The sequence below is a fragment of the Streptomyces sp. NPDC002787 genome (assembly GCF_053592095.1).
The window spans coordinates 15,784-31,876 of sequence record NZ_JBSFVC010000044.1; the positions used below are offsets into that span (position 1 = coordinate 15,784).

At 72.5% G+C, this 16,093-nt stretch carries 15 protein-coding genes and 1 pseudogene; 4 read left to right on the forward strand and 12 right to left on the reverse strand.

The features are described 5' to 3' along the window. Positions 1 to 98: 98 nt before the first annotated feature. Both ACWD26_RS39350 and ACWD26_RS39355 read right to left on the reverse strand, forming a co-directional pair. The gene (locus ACWD26_RS39350; protein ID WP_451277751.1) at positions 99 to 953 is read right to left on the reverse strand and encodes a L,D-transpeptidase; all 855 of its coding nucleotides are present in this window, start codon (positions 951 to 953) and stop codon (positions 99 to 101) included. Further along, positions 943 to 1,446, reverse strand: a complete 504-nt coding sequence (locus ACWD26_RS39355) for a SigE family RNA polymerase sigma factor (RefSeq protein WP_451277753.1) — start codon at positions 1,444 to 1,446, stop codon at positions 943 to 945. Before ACWD26_RS39355 ends, ACWD26_RS39350 begins: the two co-directional genes overlap by 11 nt. A 178-nt stretch (positions 1,447 to 1,624) precedes the next feature. Between ACWD26_RS39355 and ACWD26_RS39360 the strand changes: the two genes are divergently transcribed. From ACWD26_RS39360 to ACWD26_RS39375, 4 genes are all read left to right on the forward strand, one after another. Continuing rightward, positions 1,625 to 2,062: an Ig-like domain-containing protein gene (locus ACWD26_RS39360; RefSeq protein ID WP_451277755.1), complete on the forward strand. Its 438-nt coding sequence runs from the start codon at positions 1,625 to 1,627 to the stop codon at positions 2,060 to 2,062. Between the two features lie 118 nt (positions 2,063 to 2,180). Continuing rightward, positions 2,181 to 2,768 (forward strand): hypothetical protein, encoded by a 588-nt coding sequence (locus tag ACWD26_RS39365; RefSeq protein WP_451277757.1) that lies wholly within the window; start codon positions 2,181 to 2,183, stop codon positions 2,766 to 2,768. A gap of 96 nt (positions 2,769 to 2,864) precedes the next feature. Beyond that, positions 2,865 to 3,491 (forward strand): SigE family RNA polymerase sigma factor, encoded by a 627-nt coding sequence (locus tag ACWD26_RS39370; protein WP_451277759.1) that lies wholly within the window; start codon positions 2,865 to 2,867, stop codon positions 3,489 to 3,491. Continuing rightward, positions 3,488 to 4,393, forward strand: a complete 906-nt coding sequence (locus tag ACWD26_RS39375; RefSeq protein WP_451277761.1) for a hypothetical protein — start codon at positions 3,488 to 3,490, stop codon at positions 4,391 to 4,393. The genes ACWD26_RS39370 and ACWD26_RS39375 overlap by 4 nt, the downstream gene beginning before the upstream one ends. Positions 4,394 to 4,409: 16 nt before the next feature. Here ACWD26_RS39375 and ACWD26_RS39380 read toward each other — a convergent pair whose 3' ends face one another. The 10 genes and pseudogenes from ACWD26_RS39380 to ACWD26_RS39425 all read right to left on the reverse strand — a co-directional run bounded on the left by ACWD26_RS39380 (position 4,410) and on the right by ACWD26_RS39425 (position 15,923). After that, positions 4,410 to 5,162, reverse strand: coding sequence for a TIGR03943 family putative permease subunit (locus tag ACWD26_RS39380; protein ID WP_451277763.1), 753 nt, complete (start codon positions 5,160 to 5,162; stop codon positions 4,410 to 4,412). Continuing rightward, the gene (locus ACWD26_RS39385) at positions 5,159 to 6,139 is read right to left on the reverse strand and encodes a permease (protein WP_451277807.1); all 981 of its coding nucleotides are present in this window, start codon (positions 6,137 to 6,139) and stop codon (positions 5,159 to 5,161) included. The genes ACWD26_RS39380 and ACWD26_RS39385 overlap by 4 nt, the downstream gene beginning before the upstream one ends. 178 nt (positions 6,140 to 6,317) lie before the next feature. Beyond that, entirely contained in the window at positions 6,318 to 7,661 is a 1,344-nt protein-coding gene (locus tag ACWD26_RS39390; protein WP_451277809.1) for a tetratricopeptide repeat protein, read from the reverse strand. Between the two features lie 313 nt (positions 7,662 to 7,974). After that, positions 7,975 to 8,523 (reverse strand): Uma2 family endonuclease, encoded by a 549-nt coding sequence (locus ACWD26_RS39395; RefSeq protein WP_451277811.1) that lies wholly within the window; start codon positions 8,521 to 8,523, stop codon positions 7,975 to 7,977. 254 nt (positions 8,524 to 8,777) lie between these two features. Further along, entirely contained in the window at positions 8,778 to 9,038 is a 261-nt protein-coding gene (locus ACWD26_RS39400) for a DUF397 domain-containing protein (RefSeq protein ID WP_451277765.1), read from the reverse strand. After that, a pseudogene (locus ACWD26_RS39405) lies at positions 8,998 to 9,844 on the reverse strand (helix-turn-helix domain-containing protein). Before ACWD26_RS39405 ends, ACWD26_RS39400 begins: the two are co-directional and overlap by 41 nt. 60 nt (positions 9,845 to 9,904) lie before the next feature. Beyond that, complete coding sequence (locus ACWD26_RS39410; protein WP_451277767.1) at positions 9,905 to 11,059, reverse strand: outer membrane protein assembly factor BamB family protein; 1,155 nt, start codon at positions 11,057 to 11,059, stop codon at positions 9,905 to 9,907. Then, positions 11,056 to 11,268: a hypothetical protein gene (locus tag ACWD26_RS39415; RefSeq protein ID WP_451277769.1), complete on the reverse strand. Its 213-nt coding sequence runs from the start codon at positions 11,266 to 11,268 to the stop codon at positions 11,056 to 11,058. The genes ACWD26_RS39410 and ACWD26_RS39415 overlap by 4 nt, the downstream gene beginning before the upstream one ends. Next, positions 11,265 to 11,819: a SigE family RNA polymerase sigma factor gene (locus ACWD26_RS39420; RefSeq protein WP_451277770.1), complete on the reverse strand. Its 555-nt coding sequence runs from the start codon at positions 11,817 to 11,819 to the stop codon at positions 11,265 to 11,267. The genes ACWD26_RS39415 and ACWD26_RS39420 overlap by 4 nt, the downstream gene beginning before the upstream one ends. 141 nt (positions 11,820 to 11,960) lie before the next feature. Next, the gene (locus ACWD26_RS39425; RefSeq protein ID WP_451277771.1) at positions 11,961 to 15,923 is read right to left on the reverse strand and encodes an nSTAND1 domain-containing NTPase; all 3,963 of its coding nucleotides are present in this window, start codon (positions 15,921 to 15,923) and stop codon (positions 11,961 to 11,963) included. Positions 15,924 to 16,093: the final 170 nt, after the last annotated feature.

Below are 16,093 nucleotides of genomic sequence, written 5' to 3' on the forward strand. Positions count from 1 at the left end.
AGAGCGCACGACGTTTCCGCTCCTACGCCAACACCACCCGGCTCCGCCCACCAGCGCACGGGGGCATTCGGGTGACGGGCCCCTCGTACGGCGGGCTGCTACCCGGACGGGGTGTCGTCGGGCCGGACGGCCACAGTCGGGGGTGTGGCCGGTTCGGCGGTCGCCGTCGTGCCCCGGACGTCGACGATCGCGCCCTCCGCGAGACGGGCGTACAGCCACCGTGCGTCGGTGGGGCGGAGGCCGATCCAGCCGAGGGTGGTGTCGTAGTCGCCGGGGGCGGCCTGGTCGTCGTCGGGGGTGAGGGCGGCGATGAAGACGGTGCCGGGGGCGGCGCTCCGCGTCGGGGCCCGGCTCGCGCCCTCGCTCGGGACGGGCGTGGCGCGGTCGTCGGCCCCGTCGGCCCCGTCGGCAGAGACGCTTCCCTCGATCGGGACGCTCTCCTCGCCCGGGACGCTCTCCTCGCCCGGGACGTTCCCCTCGATCGGGGACAGTTCCAGGACCCACGCCAGCTTCATCTCGTACGCGCCGCCGACGCCGACCATCTCGCCGGTGACGAGCTTGGCGCTGCTCTTCGCGGTGACGGTCATCAGGCCCGTAGGGGTCGGGGTCTTGGCGACACCGGCGGAGACGGGCAGCGCGCGGCCGGCGACGGTGAGGACACGGCGGGAGAGATCCACGGTGACCTCGGGGGCGCCCGGTGTGGTGGTCGGAGTGGTGGTACCGGAGGCGGTCGTGGCGGGGGGCCGGTGCTGCTTCGTGCCGTGGGAGGCGGCGCCCAGCGTGAGGAAGGACGCCACGGCGGCGGCCGCACAGCCTCCGGCGACCACGGCGGCCGTACGGCGACGGCGTCGGCGGCGGCCCGCCGTGGCCCGGACCTCGGCACCGGACCCGGGCGGGGGCACCTCGGCGGTATCGGCCAACTCGCGCAGGCGGACGGTGAGTTCATCGGACACGGCCGTCCTCCTTCTCACCCTCGCCGGGGGCCAGTTCGCGCGCCAGCGCCGCCCGGCCACGGGACAACCGGGCCTTGACCGTGCCCACGGGGGCGCCGGTCTCGGAGGCTACCTGCTCGACACTCAAGTCGCACAGATGGTGCAGAACCACTGCCTTCCGCTGTGCCTCCGGAAGCCGGCGCAACGCCTGGACCAGCACCGCCCGCTCGGGATCGGGTCCGGGCGCGTGGTCCGGGGGCGGGTTGCGGCGCACCAGCTCCAGCCAGCGGCGCGCCCGCCGCCAGCGGCTCACCGCGAGCCGCATCGCCACGGTCCGCAGCCATGCCTCGGGCGCCCCCTCCGCGAGGAACTCCCGCCGCCGGTCCCAGGCCCGTACGAAGGCCTCCTGCACGACGTCCTGGGCCTCGCCGTGGTCGCCGGTGAAGGCGTAGAGCTGGCCGGTCAGCCGGGGGAAAGCGGTGGCGTAGAACGCGTCGAACTCTTCCTCGGTCATGCCCCTGCCGTTGTCCGAAGTCCCGTGCATCGCCATGCAACCCGGTCGCCCCCGTCGTGCGTACAGGTCCCGTACGTACGTCGCACATCGAAACACATCGTCGAAGCACATCGCCGGAAGACGTCGTCGAAGCACAAAGCCGGAAGACGTCGTCGAAGCACATCGCTGGGGGAAGACCATGACCACCAGGAGCAGGATGCTCGCCGTGGCGGCCGCGTGCGCGGTCGCGCTCGGGATCACGGGGTGCGCGGGCAGCGGGGAGGGGGTGCGGGTCGAGGGGTCGAGCGCGATCCCCCGGGCCGAGGCCGAGGTGGACGCCGGGATCGACGGAGCGCGCGTCGACATCGCCGACGGGCGGTCCGGCGGCCTCGGCCCGGCGATATCCGTCACCTTCGACCGCCCCGTCCCGGCGGCCGAACGGGCCGGTGTGGAGAGACAGTTGAGGGTCGTCATGGAGTCCGACGCCCAGGGCTCCTGGAGCTGGGTCAAGGGCCGCGATCTCGCCCCCGGGCAGCGCGTGGACTTCCGGCCGCGCGTCTCCTGGACGCCCGGCACGAGGGTCACCGTCCAGGTCGGCGCGGACCTCACCCGGCACTTCACGATCGCCGCGCGCTGACCACCGCTCACAGACCCGTCGGAAAAAAGTTCGTCGGCGGTGTCATCCGGCCCGTGCGTCCCCCGGGTTTACAGGGGTGTCAGACCAACACACCTATGGGGGTTGTCCGTTCATGGCCATGGCACGGATGCACAAGTACGTCGCCGTCGCAGCGCTGACCACGCTGCTGGCGGGGGCGCCGACGATGTCGTACGCCGTCTCGCGGGGGGACACGGCGCACGGCGCGGACAGGACGGTGGCGGCGGGGGCGGCGGCGGGCGCGGTGGCCAAGAAGGCTCCGACCCCGCGCATCGTCAAGCCCGGTGAGCACGTCGTCGCCGCGCCCGGCTTCGAGCTGTGGCTCACGGCGGAGGGCAAGCACTGGACGGACCCGGACATGCCCGACTTCCCACAGTTCCGCAGTGTCGTCGACGGCAACATCGACCCGACCCGGCCCGGGGTGTCGCTCCAGGCCAGCGGCTTCGAGGGCCGCTACTACCTCTCCGGCCTCTACTACGGCGGCAAGGGCACCGCCTCCCGCGTCGAGGTCGCGACCAGCACGGGCAAGGTCCACGGCAAGCTGATCGAGCTGGCCGGGAAGCCGGGCTGGGGCGTCTGGTACGCCATCGCCGACCTGCCCGAGGGGGACAACGGGGAGGACTTCCTCCGCAAGGTCACCGTCTACGACACCAAGGGCCGCGTCTACTCCAAGCTGCCGCTGAGCTGACCCGCGGCTCGAAGTGACCGTGCGGGCGCGGGACTTGACCGCTCCCCCGTCCGCACGGCACGCTCCCCCCACTCCCGACCCCGAGGACCGTCGTCCGTGCCGCACGAGACACCCGGACCGCACGAGCAGCCCGGACCGCCCGAGGGCGGCGACTTCGCCGCGTACGCCACCGCGGCCTGGCCCCGCCTCGTGCGTACCGCGCACATGCTGACGGGCGACTTCCACGAGGCCGAGGATCTCGTACAGACCACCCTGGCGAAGGTGTACGCCCGCTGGGGGCGCATACCGCGCGACGACGTCGACTTCTACGTACGGCGCTCGCTGGTCAACAACAACATCAGCCGCGTACGGAAGAGACGCGTGGCCCATCTGCTGACACCGTTCCTGCCGGAGCGGGTGCACGAGCGGCAGGCAGGGCACGCCGAGTCGGTGGCCCAACGGGCCGCCGTCACCCAGGCGTTGGCCACGCTGTCGGCCCGGCAGCGGTCCGTGCTGGTGCTCCGCTACTGGGAGGACCTCGGCGAGAACGAGATCGCGCAGCTGCTGGGCTGCTCGCTCGGCACGGTCAAGACCCATCTGCGGCGCGGCCTCCAGGCCCTGCGCGTCCACCCCGTGTTCGCCGCCGCCCCCCACACGGACGGCGCCCACGGCCCCAAGTCCTCCGCTTCCCCTCCCCCGTTCGCCCCGGCGCCCCCCTCGCCCGTCCCCGGAGCCCGCCCATGAACCACCCGACCTCCGGGCCCGACCCGACCGGGACCGGCACAGACACAGGCGTCGGAACAGACGCAGGAGTCGGCGCGGGCACCGGCGTGAGCGCGGGCAGCGACGTGCCGGCCGATACCGGGCAGGTGCTGCGGGAGGTGTTCGCCGGGGTTGCGTACGACTTCACGCCGCCACCCGTGCCGTTGGAGGCGATCGAGCGGGACGGCCGCAGGCTCCGCCGGCGGCGCCGGGCCGCCGCGCTGAGCACGGGCTGCGGGCTGCTGCTGATCCCGCTCGTCGTGCTGGGCCTCCGCCTCGACGGCCCCTCCTCCACCGTGCAGCCCATGACCCCGCCGCGCATGAACAGCAGCGCGTCCCCCTCACCGACGCCCACGCCCCCGTCCACGCCCACCCGGAGCACCGCGACCGCGACGACCGCCCCGCCCTCCGCGCCGCTCGCCGGGCAGGTGCGGGTGGTCGCACCGGGTGAGCGGGTCAGGACCGAGTACGGCTCCGAGTTCTGGCTGACGGCGGAGGGCAAGCACTGGACGGACCCGGAGCCCGAACCGGGCGTTCCCCCGATGAAGGAGTTCCGCAGCGTCGTCGACGGCAACCTCGACACGTCCGAGCCCGGCCTCTCCATGCAGGGCTCGGGCTCGGCCACGCAGGGCTACCTCGTCTCCGGCCTCTTCTACGGCGTCCGGTCCGCGGCCGCCGGCGTGCGGATCACCGCCTACGACGGCGAGGTCATCGACGGCACGGTGCTGCGGCTGAAGGGCAACACGAGGTGGGGGGTCTGGTACGGCCGGGTGCGGCCCCCGGAGGATCCCGCCCGCTCCCCCGACTTCGAGGACCCCGTGCGCAAGGTCAGCGTCTACGACACCGATGGCGGCGTGCTCGCGGAAATGGACTTCGGCACCTGAGGTCCCCGCGTCGCTCTCACCTCTTCTCGTACGGGTTCTCCGGCTGGGCCACCCGCCGCACCGACGCCGCGTCCAGCGCGGGCGGCCAGGCCTGCTCGGAGCCCGGGGCTCCCTTGCGGTGCCAGGTGCCGGTGACGGTGACCCAGGTGTCGGCGGCCGGGGCGTCGGCGTCCCGGATCTCGACCCTGTAGGGGCTGGCGTCGGCGGCACAGCAGGAGACGAGGAGCCGGGTGAGGTACCAGGTGCCGTCGTCCCCGTGTGTGACGAAGCCGGTCATGCGGACCGTACGGCCCTTCAGGGACCGCTCGCTGTCGTAGATCGCCCGGGAGGAGAACTCACCGAGGGTCAGCTCGACCGGATCCCCGCCCGGCAGCGCGGGGAACGTCCCGACGCCCCGCGCCGCGTACTCGGCGGCCTTTCGGTCCGCGCTGTACGAGCCGAGCGCCGGGGGCGGGAAGAGGAGGAGCACGAGCGCGGGCACGGCGAGCAGCCAGGCGACGCGGGGGCCGCCGCCGTGGCCGTGGTCATGGCCGTGGTCGTGGTCATGGCCGCCCACGTCGTCGTGGGTCTCGTGCTGGTGCCGGCCGCCCGCCCTGAGTGCGCGCACCCCGGCGGTGATGCCCAGCACCACCAGCAGTACCCCCGAGACGATCAGGAACGGCCTGAGCCCCGGCTGCACGTACCGCAGATACAGCTCGCTGAAGAGGGAGACGCGCAGGATCGCCGCGCCGGAGAGGAGCAGGAGGACAGCCGGCCCGTAGCGCTTCACAGCAACCACCACCCCACCAGCGCGCTGCTCGCCACGGCCACCACCCACGTCGCGGCGGAGAAGCGGAGCGCGAACGCGCGGCCGAAGGTCCCCGCCTGGAGGGCGATGAGCTTCAGGTCGACCATCGGGCCGACCACCATGAACGCCAGCCGCGCGGTCGGGGAGAAGCCGCTGAGCGACGCGGCGACGAACGCGTCGGCCTCGCTGCACACGCACAGCACGACGGCGAGGGCGGCGAGGAGGAGGGCGGACAGCCAGACGGAGCCGGTGAAGACGTCCAGGAGGGACCTCGGTACGACGATGTTGAACGTGGCCGCCGCCCCCGCGCCGACGACGAGGAAGCCGCCGGCGTGGAGGAAGTCGTGCTGCAGCCCGGCGGCGAAGTCGCCCCAGCGGGAGCCCTCCCTCTTGCCGGGCCCCGTACTGCCGCGCTTCGGCAGCCGCAGCCACTCGTCCCGCCCGAAGCGCACCCACAACCAACCCATGACCACGGCCGTGGCGAGGGAGGCGACCAGGCGGCCGAGGACCATCATCGGCTGGCCGGGGAAGGCGACGGAGGTGGCGACGAGGACGACCGGGTTGATCGCGGGGGCGGAGAGCAGGAAGGCGAGGGCGGCGGCGGGCGCGACTCCGCTCCGCATCAGGCTCCCGGCCACCGGGACGGAGGCGCACTCGCAGCCCGGCAGTACGACACCGGCCGCGCCGGCGACGGGGACGGCGAGGGCTGGGTTGCGCGGCAGCAGCCGGCTGAAGACCCGCTCCGGTACGAACGCGCCGATGGCCGCCGAGACGAGGGTGCCGAGCAGCAGGAACGGCACCCCCTGCACGACGACCGCCGTGAACACGGTCCACCAGGCGGCCATCGCGGGCGTGGCGAGGTCGAGCGCGAGCACCGGGCCGAGCACGGAGACGACGGTCGCGATGGCGATGAGGGCGAGGCCGCCGGGGACGGCATAGAGCAGGACGCGCACGACGATCCGGACGCCGGCGAGGAGGCCCGGCCACGCTCCGCCCCTCGGCCGCTCCCGGGCCGCTGGCCGCTCTCGGACCTCCGGCCGCTGCCCGGCGCTCCTCCGGTCTTCCTCGGTCTTCGCGGTCTTCGCGGTCTTCACATGAAGAAGGTATTGAGCGGGGCTGTGCGGGGGCCCGAAATCGTCAAAGAGGCGGCTGTGCTGGCGCCGGTCCGAGCGTCGTGGTACCGGGGGCCGTGCGGTGGCCGAGGCCGGTGCGGTACGCGTCGAGCGCGGCCTCCACCCGGCCGCCGCGCCGGTACAGGTCGCCGAGCAGCCGGCACAGGTCGGCCAGGTCACCGGCCGCGCCCGCCCGCTCCAGCAGGCTCAGCGCCCGCACATAGTGCTCCTCGGCGCCGTCCGCGTCCCGCGCGTCCTCGGCGATGATGCCGAGGAGGCGGTGCGCGGCGGCGGAGTGCAGGGCGCCGCGTTCGGAGCTGAGGTCGCTGAGGACCTCGCGGAGCAGTTCGGCGGCCTCGTCGGACTTGCCGCGGCGGTGCAGCACGTCGGCGAGTTCGACGGCGACCTGGCTGGTGTAGAGGGCGGCGCGTTTGGCGGAGAGCATGCAGCGGGCCTCGCGCAGCTCCTCCTCGGCGCGGGCGTAGTCGCCGTTCTGGGCGTGGAGGTAGCCGCGCATCCAGTGGCAGTTGGCCAGCTCGGTGCGGATCTGGAGCTGCCGGTAGAGCTCGGAGGCCTTGGCGAGCGACGCGTCGGCCTCGGCGATGCGCCCCTCGGCGATCATCGTCCGGGCGACGGACCGGTGCATCCGGGCGACGAGGGCGGGGTCGCCGGACCGCGGGGCGAGCGCGAGGGCCAGCTCGGCGGCCTGCGCGGCGCGGGCGTGGGCGCCCATGTCCATGTAGGGGGCGATGACGCCGGTGTAGAGGAGGAGTAACGCGTCGGGGTCGTGCATGCCGTTGCGGTTCAGCTCGTCGAGGGTGGACTCGTATAGGTAGCAGGAGTAGCGGAGCTCACCGGCGAGGTAGTGGGCGAGCGCGCGACCGCGCAGGGCGGGAACCCGGGCGGACAGCGGGGCGTCCGCGAGTCGCTGCTCAGCCTGCTCGAACCGCAGCTGGGCGGTCTCCAGGTCCCCGGTCTCCAGGGCGCACTCACCGAGCCCGAGCAGCGCGTCGGCCTGCTCGGCGACCAGCCCGTACTCCTCCGCCTCCGCGAGGACCACCGTGAATCCCTCGGCGGCGGCCTCCGTGGCGCCGCCGGTGAGGGTGCGCTGGGCGCCGGTCAGCCGGAGCCGCAGTTCGGTGGCGAAGCCGGCGGGGCGGCCGGTGGCCAGTTCGTCGTAGCCCACGCCGAGCCGCTCGGCGATATGCCGCAGGGCGGGTTCGGAGGCCCGCACCCGGCCCGCCTCCAGGGTCGAGATGTACGCCGGGGTGTATGCCGGTTCCGCCAACTGCCGCTGTGTGAGGCCCCGTTGCGTCCGCAGCTGCTGCACCCTGCGCCCGATGACCTCGGGGTCGTCACGCTCGGCCATACCTGCCATGACGTAAGCATGCCAGTAACCCCGCTTACACCGGCCGCTTTACCCCAACTCCCCACACACTCTTGCCGTTGGTAGACCAAAGCCTTACGTTGAGCGACACGTCGAGCTCGCTGAACCCGTTGAGCCCGATGAACCCGTCGAGCCCGTCGAGCCCTTCAGCACGTTCCACACGTGGGAGGTCCCCATGATCCGAGACCTGCTCACCCGCCACGCCCGCCCCTTCGTCGCCGCGCTCGCGACGGTGGCCGCCCTGATGACCGTGGCCAACGCCTTCCCCCGCTGACGCGGTCCCGTTTCGCTTCGCTCAGAACTCGGCGGTGTCCAGCTCGAAGCCGAGGGGGGCGGGCAGGGGCACGGCCAGCCCCATCTTGTGCTGGGCACTCTTGGCGTACTCGTCGCCGGACGGATCCGAGTACACGGTCACCTGCCCCTCCTCCCGGTCGATGAGGAGGTAGACGGGGATGGCGGCGCGGGCATAGCCAAGGATCTTCTTCTCACGGTCACGGTCGGCCGTACTGCCGGAGGTGACCTCGGCGACGAGCAGGACGGGGGAAGGGTCGTGCCACTCTTCCTGGTCGCTGAAGCTTCCCTTGGGCGCGATGACCAGGTCGGGGACGACGTGGCCTGTCGCGGAGGAGCCGGGGACGGTCAGACCGATGCCGGTGAAATTCCGCAGTGAGTTATCGCGGACTTTCCGGCCGACCTGATGGTTGACCTCGGACACAATCTCCTCGTGTTCCCCGTTGGCCGGAGGTGTCACGCAGATCTCCCCTTCGATCAGCTCCACACGCCAGCCCTCCGGGGCCGCCGCACTGAACAACTCGAAGGCCTGCTCCACGCTTACGCCGCCCATGGCCAAGGGCTCCTCGTACTCGCCGTCAGGATCGTCGTAGGGACCGTAAATGTACTCACCCTGGTACCCCGGCATGATGATCGGCTCCGCCGTCGCCATGACAGATTTCCGTTCGCTCAGCGCGACGTTCTCAGAGTAGACCGGAAGCCCGCACAAGGAATCCGGAGCCATTCACTCGAACGAGTGTGCTGTTACGTTTCTGTACGAACCGTGACGAGCACGACGTCACTCGGCTAGTGCCGCGCCCTCGCCGGTCAGAGCGAGCCGACGAACGCGGCGAAGGCCTCCGGCGAGACGGTGAAGGCACCGGCGTCGGGGTTCTTGGAGTCGCGGAGGGCTATGTGGGGGGTCAGGGGGGCGACTTCGACGCATTGACCACCGGTGTCACCGCTGTACGAGGACTTCTGCCACTGGGCGGTGCCGAGGGGGGTGCATTCGACGCATTCGCCGCCGGTGCTCCCGCTGTAACTGGACTTACGCCACTGGGCGTTCGCCAGACCCGGTGTGCTCCCCATAACGCTCCTCCAGTACCCGCTTGATCAACTCCGCCGAATCCTCCACGGAGAGCGCGGCGGCCTGCAAGCCAGCGTAACGAAGGGCGGCCTCGCGGATAGTGTCCGGATTGGCCGTCATGTGGCCCGAGATCAGGTCCTCGGTGTAGATGACGTCCGGGTCGTTGTCGAAGCGAAGCAAGGTGAACGCCCCATCCAGACTTGTGTGTTCACCTGCCCTATAGGGCAGCACCTGGACGCGCGTCCAGCGCTCGTTCTGGAAGCCCAACAAGTGCAGCAGTTGCTGCCGCATGACCTCCAAGCCGCCAATCGGACGGTGCAGCACCGCCTCGTCGAGGATCACCAGACCCAGCGGCGGGTGCTCCCTGCGCAGGATGCGCTGGCGCTCCATACGTGCCGCGAGCAGGTCGTCGAGCTTGTCCGGCCGGCCCGTGGCCAGGACCGCACGGGCGTACTCCTCCGTCTGCTGCAGCCCGTACACGACTTGGGCCTGATACGTGGAGATGTACGTCGCCCGCGCCTCCATGTCCGCGAACGGCTGGAACCACGACGGCAACTGACTGCGGAGCACCAACCCCACCAGCCGCGAGAACAACCCGTCCGTCATCAACGCGGCGTCCACCCGTTCGGCGAACCCCCTCGTGGGAACCTTCGCGCCGGTCTCGATCTGGCCGACCAGAGAGGCGGTGCAGAAGATGACCGAGCCCAACTCCTTCTGCCAGCCCCGCTTCCTCTCTCCTCCTCCGCAACTCCGAGCCGAAGTAGTCCAACGGCGAGGCATTGGAGTCCAGTCGGCGCACTTTCGACATGCACCGACCGTAACCGAGCGATCACGCCCATGTGCCCCGAATCACACAACATGGTTCGGGTCAGTCGCCCACGCGTGGCAGGAGGGAGACCATCTTGCTGCCGTTCCGGGCGATCAGTACGTCCTCGTAGAGCATGACCTGGGGCCTGCTCCCGTTGACGGGCCCGTACTCGCCGGTGTCGACGTGGCTGCGCCAGAGCCGCTCGCCCGTGCGCAGATCGAGGCCGGATGCGTCGCCGGTCGGGCTGAAGAAGTACACGACGTTCTGGCTCCACGACACCACGGGAGACGCGATGCCTTCCCACATCGTTTCCTTGTCGGGCATCTTGACGCCGACCGGGGCGGTCCACAGGGTCTTTCCGGTCGTGAGCGAGTAGGCCGAGGCCTCGCCCTCCCAGGACACGGAGATCAGACGGTCACCGATGAGCTCCGAGGTGGCCGGGGATCCCTCGATCCGAAAGGAGTACGAGGTCTGCTTCCCCGAACTGTCGACGATGGTCAGCCCCAGGTCCTTCTTGCCCAGGTCCTTCCTCGCGAACAGGGCCATCCAGTCTCCCGGGGTCCCGACGAGTTGATACTGGCCGGGGAGGGTCGTGACCTTCTCGGCGCGTCCGGTGGCGGGGTCGAGACGGAGGACGTCGGTGTCGCCCGGCCGCTTGGTCTCCGGCGTGCACAGGAGATAGGGCACACCGCTCAGCACCGCCCGGTCACACCAGATGCCCTTGTCCCAGGTGTGGCGCCACTTCACCTCACCGGTCAGCGGATCGAGGGCCGACATCGTGCGATCCGTCGGGGTGTTGGCCAGTATCGCGCTGTCGATGAGCATGGCGGAGTTGTCGTCGCGGTTGTCGTGCGCCATCTCCACCGACCACAGCACCTTGCCGGTGTCGGTGTTCACCCCCATGAGGTCGGTGCCGCCCGCGTAGTCCCCGTTCGGCTGCTTGTCGGCGGTGTGATTGCGGTAGCCGTAGAGCACGCCGTCGCGCACGGCGAACGGGTGGTCGGGTCCGTCACCCTCGCCGTTGACCTCGACCGTCCACAGCCGCTCACCGGTGTTGGCGTCGAATTTCACCGCGTCGTACTTCGACCCGACGCAGTACAGCGCGGAACCGTCCGCCAGGCAGCCCCGCTCACCGGCGCCCGGGACGCTGCTCCGCCACGGTTTCCAGCCCTCCGGCGACGCCGCCGGCCGCACCGGCCGGTCCTGGTCGGTCACCCCGCCGCCCCGAAGCCGAGCACCGCGCCCACGGTGATGGCGGCCACGGCCGCCGCCGCCCCCGCCGCCTGCGAGAAACGGCGCCGGGCGCGCCGCCGCACCACCTTCTCGACCAGGTCGCCGGGGGCGCGTACGCGGTCCAGGTCGACCGCGTGCAGTGTCTCCCGGACCTTCGTCTCCACCTTCTGCTCCACCTGCTCGGTCGTCATCCCTGGACCCCCTTCGGCGTAAGACTGAGCTGCCGCGCCTGTTCTCCCGTAGACACTTCCGGCACCAACTCCGGTACCAGCGACCGCAGTTTGGCGAGCGACCGGTATGCCGTACTGCGCACGGTGCCGACCGGACACCCCAGCAGCGCGGCGACCTCGGCCTCCGGCAGGTCCTCGAAGTAGCGCAGCACGACCACGGCCCGCTGGCGCTTCGTCAGCCGGCCGAGCGCCGCCCACAGCGCGATCCGCAGCTCGGACTCCGCCCCCGCGTCGGCGTCCGTGCCGGACTCGGGCAGTACGGGCACCGTCGTCTCGGCGCGGTGTCTACGCAGCCGCCAGCGGTTGACCTGCTGGCGGTACATGACCTGGCGGACATACGCCTCGGGCTGCTCGATACTCGACCAGCGCCCGTACGCTTTCAGCAACGCGATCTGCAGCAGATCCTCCGCGCCGTGCCGGTCCCCGCCGGTGAGCAGCACCGCGAGCCGCAGCAGCGCGGTGGAGCGCATCGCTACGAACTCCCGGAACTCATCGTGACTCGAGGCCTTCATCGACCCTCCCCCTTCTCGGCAACCACCACGACGCGATGAGCCGCCCACGGCTATCCCTCGTCGAGCGAGATTGTGCGTCCACCCCGAGAAGAGAGGAGTCAGCCACTGAACCAGCCACTGATCCAGCCGCTGATCCAGCCGCTAGTCGCACACCCTCCGGTACGGCGCGTCCGGTACGTACGTCTCCCACTCCGCCCTCGTCAGCTCCTGGTACCCGGCGCGGGCGCAGACGTGGGCGACCGTGCGGGCGGGGTCGACCGCGTGGTGCCGGAGGGAAACATGACTGCCGCCGGTGAAGAGGGTCGTGTTGTCGGGACTGAAGGCGAGCGAGGTGATGCGTTCGCCGGGGGTGGGAAGGGGGCCGCCGAGGGGCTGTTGGGTGGTGGTGTCCCAGAGCTGGATGGTGCCGGCGTCGCCCCCGACGGCGAGGGTGTGGCCGTCGGGGCTGAGGGCGAGGGCGCTGACGGCTTCCGGGGTGTCGCCGAGCGGGGCCGGGAAGACGTTGCGCAGGACGCCCGCGCGGCGGTGCAGGTCGCCGTCCCACAGGGCGACCCGGCCGGTACGGTCGCCCACCGCCACCCGGCTGCCGTCGGGGCTGAACGCCAACGCGCTGATGCGGTCGCCCTGTACGAGGTCCAGTGCGACGCTCCTGCCGGTGCTCTCGCGGGCGACCCGGTTGTCGCCGACGACCAGGGGGGCGCGGGGGCTGAGCGCGAGGTGCGCACTGGCCAGGCCCGGACCGGTGAGGAAGTCCGTCCGGCGGCCGGTCACGGTGTCCCACCGCTCGTTGCTCGGCTCACCGTCGGGCGGGGTCCGGGTGGTGAAGAGGGTGCGGCCGTCGGGGGTCAGGGCCAGGGCCGTCACCGCCGTGCCGGACTCGGTCAGGCCCAGGTCCAGCACGCTCTGCTCGCGGTCCCGCTTCAGGTCCCAGACGGTGAACCGCTGCGACGCGGCCCGGTGGCCGGGCACGGTGACGCCGTAGACGAACCTGCTGCCGTCGGGGCTGAAGGCCATCTGCGGGACGTCGGCACCCGGGGGGAGCGATACGGCCGGCACCTCACCGGGTGCGCGGGGGCCGGGGGCATCACGAGCGTCGGGGGCGGCGCGGCCGGCGCGCGCGTCGACGGCGTCGCGGGCGGCGGAGGCCGGGGCCGCGGCCGGCTGGGGCGGTGGTGGAGACGGCAAGGTGCGGACCAGGCGGCCGTTGTCGGTCTCATGGAGTTCGAAGGCGAAGCCCGCCCCCGTACCGGTGCCCGTGCCGGTGCCGGTGCCGGTGCGTTCGGCGGTGGCGAAGAGCCGCCCGTCCGGGCTGAGCAGCACGCCGTCCATGGGGCGGTCGCGCCAGGCGGCGGTGACGGTCGTCGTCAGATCGAGGGTGTGGACGGTGCCGCCCTCCAGGTAGCGCAGGACGGGCGGGCCCGGGTCCCAGGCGAGGCCGCCGCGCAGGTGCTGGTTGTTGAGGGGGTGCCGTAGGACGGGCGCGGCCGGGGAGGACAGCCGCCACACGCGGATCTCGTCGGCGGAACCGGCCGTCGCCAGGAATCCGCCGTCCCGGCTGAACGACGCGTACCGCACCCCCGGGTCGCGGATCTCGGCGACCCGGCCACCGGTACGGACGTCCCACACCCGCACCCTGTCCCCGGCCACCACGGCGAACCGTCCGCGCGCCCCGAACAGCACCACGGAGCCGTCGCCGCAGACCCCGGTGTCCCCCTCCCACGACCCACGCGACACGCGCCGCCCCCCGACCTCCAGAACCCGCGGCGCCTTCCCGGTGGGACACACGGCCACCAGCCGGTCGTCACCACTGGGCGCCACGTTCGCGGGAGTGGCCCCCCGCGTCTCGAACAGCACCGCGCCGTCCACGACGGACCTCAGCCGCACGAGACCGGAACCGGGGGTGTCAGCGCGCACCGCCGTACCCGCTTCGGCGTCACCCGCTTCGATGTCGCCCGCTTCGGCGTCACCCCGTTCGGTGTCGCCCGCTTCGGCGCCCACCACATAACTCCGCCCGCTCGCCCCGAAGGCGATCGCCTCCGCGCCCGGGGGCAGCGGCCCGCCCCCGGTCCAGCTCCCCGTCTGCGTGTCCCAGAGGCGTACACCCCCGGCCGGGTCCGCGAGCGCCAGGACCCGGGCGTCCGAGCCGGCGGCCAGGATCTCGCCCTCGGGCAGGCGGCCGGAGGCGGTGACGTGGCGGGTGCTGAGGTTCCAGGTCTGCCAGGTGCGGTCGTCGATGCTGAGGAGGGTGCGGCCGGAGTCGGCGAGGAAGCGTCGCGAGCGGTAGCCGGAGGCGGGATCGCTGAAGGCGTCCACCTCCGGCTGGGCGAGCGAGCCGAGGAGGGCGCGGCGGGTCTCCGGCAGCGGGGCGATGCGCCAGGCGGCGACGCCGAGGAGGAGCGCGGCGCGGGGGTCGGTGGTGCGCAGCCCGTCGGCGACGGCGGCGATCCGGCGGGCGGTGTTCTCCGTCCGCTGCCGGAGGTTGTCGTCGTGCTGCCGCCACGCGGCGAGGCCCACGACGAGCGCCACCGCGAGGACCGCCGACAGCGCGCCGACCAGGGTCCGGGCCCGGCGCGTGGCGCGGGTGGCGGCGCGCCGCTCCGCCTCACGGGCGTCGAAAGCCGCTGTGAGGAAGTCCCGTTCGACCGCGGTGAGCGCGGCGTCGGAGGCGTGCCCGGGGAACACCTCCTCCGTACGGGCCAGGCGGGTGCCCCGGTAGAGCGTGCCGGGGTCGCGGTCGTGCTCCAGCCACGCGCGGGCGGCCTCGGTGAGCTGCCGGTGGTGGCGCAGCCGTTCGCGGTCCTGGCCGATCCAGCCGTGCAGCCGGGGCCAGCAGCCGATCAGCGACTCGTGGGCGAGGCGTACGCCGTCCTCGTCGACGGTCAGCAGCCGGGCGTGGGCGAGCCGTTCGACGACCAGGGGCAGGTCGGGGTGGGCGCACTCCCGCAGTTCGTCCGTGGTCAGGGGGCGCCCGGTGTCGACGGTGCCCCGGCCGGGCTCGACCAGCCGCAGCAGCAGCTGCCGGGCGGCGGCGGCCTGGGGCGCGGACAGCTGCCCGTAGACCTCCTCGGCGCTCGCCGCGATCGCGCCGTTGAGTCCGCCGGCCGCCTCGTACGCGGCCGTCGTCAGCATGCGGCCCTTGCGGCGGCGCCAGGTCTCCAGCAGGGCGTGCGACAGCATCGGCAGTGCGCCGGGCCGGCCGAGGACCTCTTCGACGACGGTCGCGGCGAGCGACCGCTCGACCAGGAGTCCGGCCGCCTGCGCGGGCCGTACGACCACCTCGCGCAGCTCGTCGGCGGTCATCGGGCCGACCGCGAGGCCGGCGTGGCGCAGCGCGGCCGCGAGGCCCGGGTGTTCGGCGCAGCCGGCGTAGAAGTCGGCGCGTACGGCGATGAGGACGCGGAGCCGGGAGTCCGGGTCGCGGGCGGTCAGGAGCAGGTCGATGAAGCGGGCCCGTTCCGCCTCGTCCCGGCAGAGGGTGAACACCTCCTCGAACTGGTCCACCACCACCCAGCTCTCCGGCTCGCCCTCGCCGACGGTCAGCAGATGCCCGTACGTCTCGGCCGGTCGCGGGCCCGGGGTGAACACCCGCAGCACCGCCACGCGGTCCCGGCGCGCGATCTTCTCCCGGACGCGGGGGAGGAAGCCGGCGCGCAGCAGCGAGGACTTGCCGCTGCCGGAGGCGCCGAACACGGCCGCGAAGCGGTGTGCGGAGACCACGTCGCACAGCTCCTCGACCAGCCGGTCGCGGCCGAAGAACAGCTCGTGGTCGTCCGGTTCGAAACGGGCGAGGCCCCGGTACGGCGCCGGGCCGTCCCCGCCGTCGTCCACCACGGCCGCGCTGGCCGCCGCCTCGGCCTCCTTCCAGCGCGCCTCCCACTCGGCGGGGTCGCCCCCACAGGCCCGCACGTACGCCTGGACGACGGCGAGCGAGGGGAGGCGTTCCCCGGCCGCCGCCTGGGAGAGCGTCGTCGCGGAGAACTCGGCGCCCTCGGCCATCGCCCGGTAGGACGGGCTGCCCGCCGACCGGCGCAGTTCGCGCATCTCGTGGGCGAGGCGCTGCACGGGGCCGGCGCTCGGGTCGACAGGTCTCTCGGGACGCCCCACGAATGCCCCCTCCGAGCAGCGCGGATGTATGTGCACGGGCGCGTCAACCTACGTGTCGTGCTCGGCGGCCGTAACCCTGTGCGCGCCAGATGTGGCGTTGATGACTCGGGAGATACGCGCGGCCGAACAAACGGAATCCGCCGCCTCAAAGTTGATTGCCCTGATCAGAA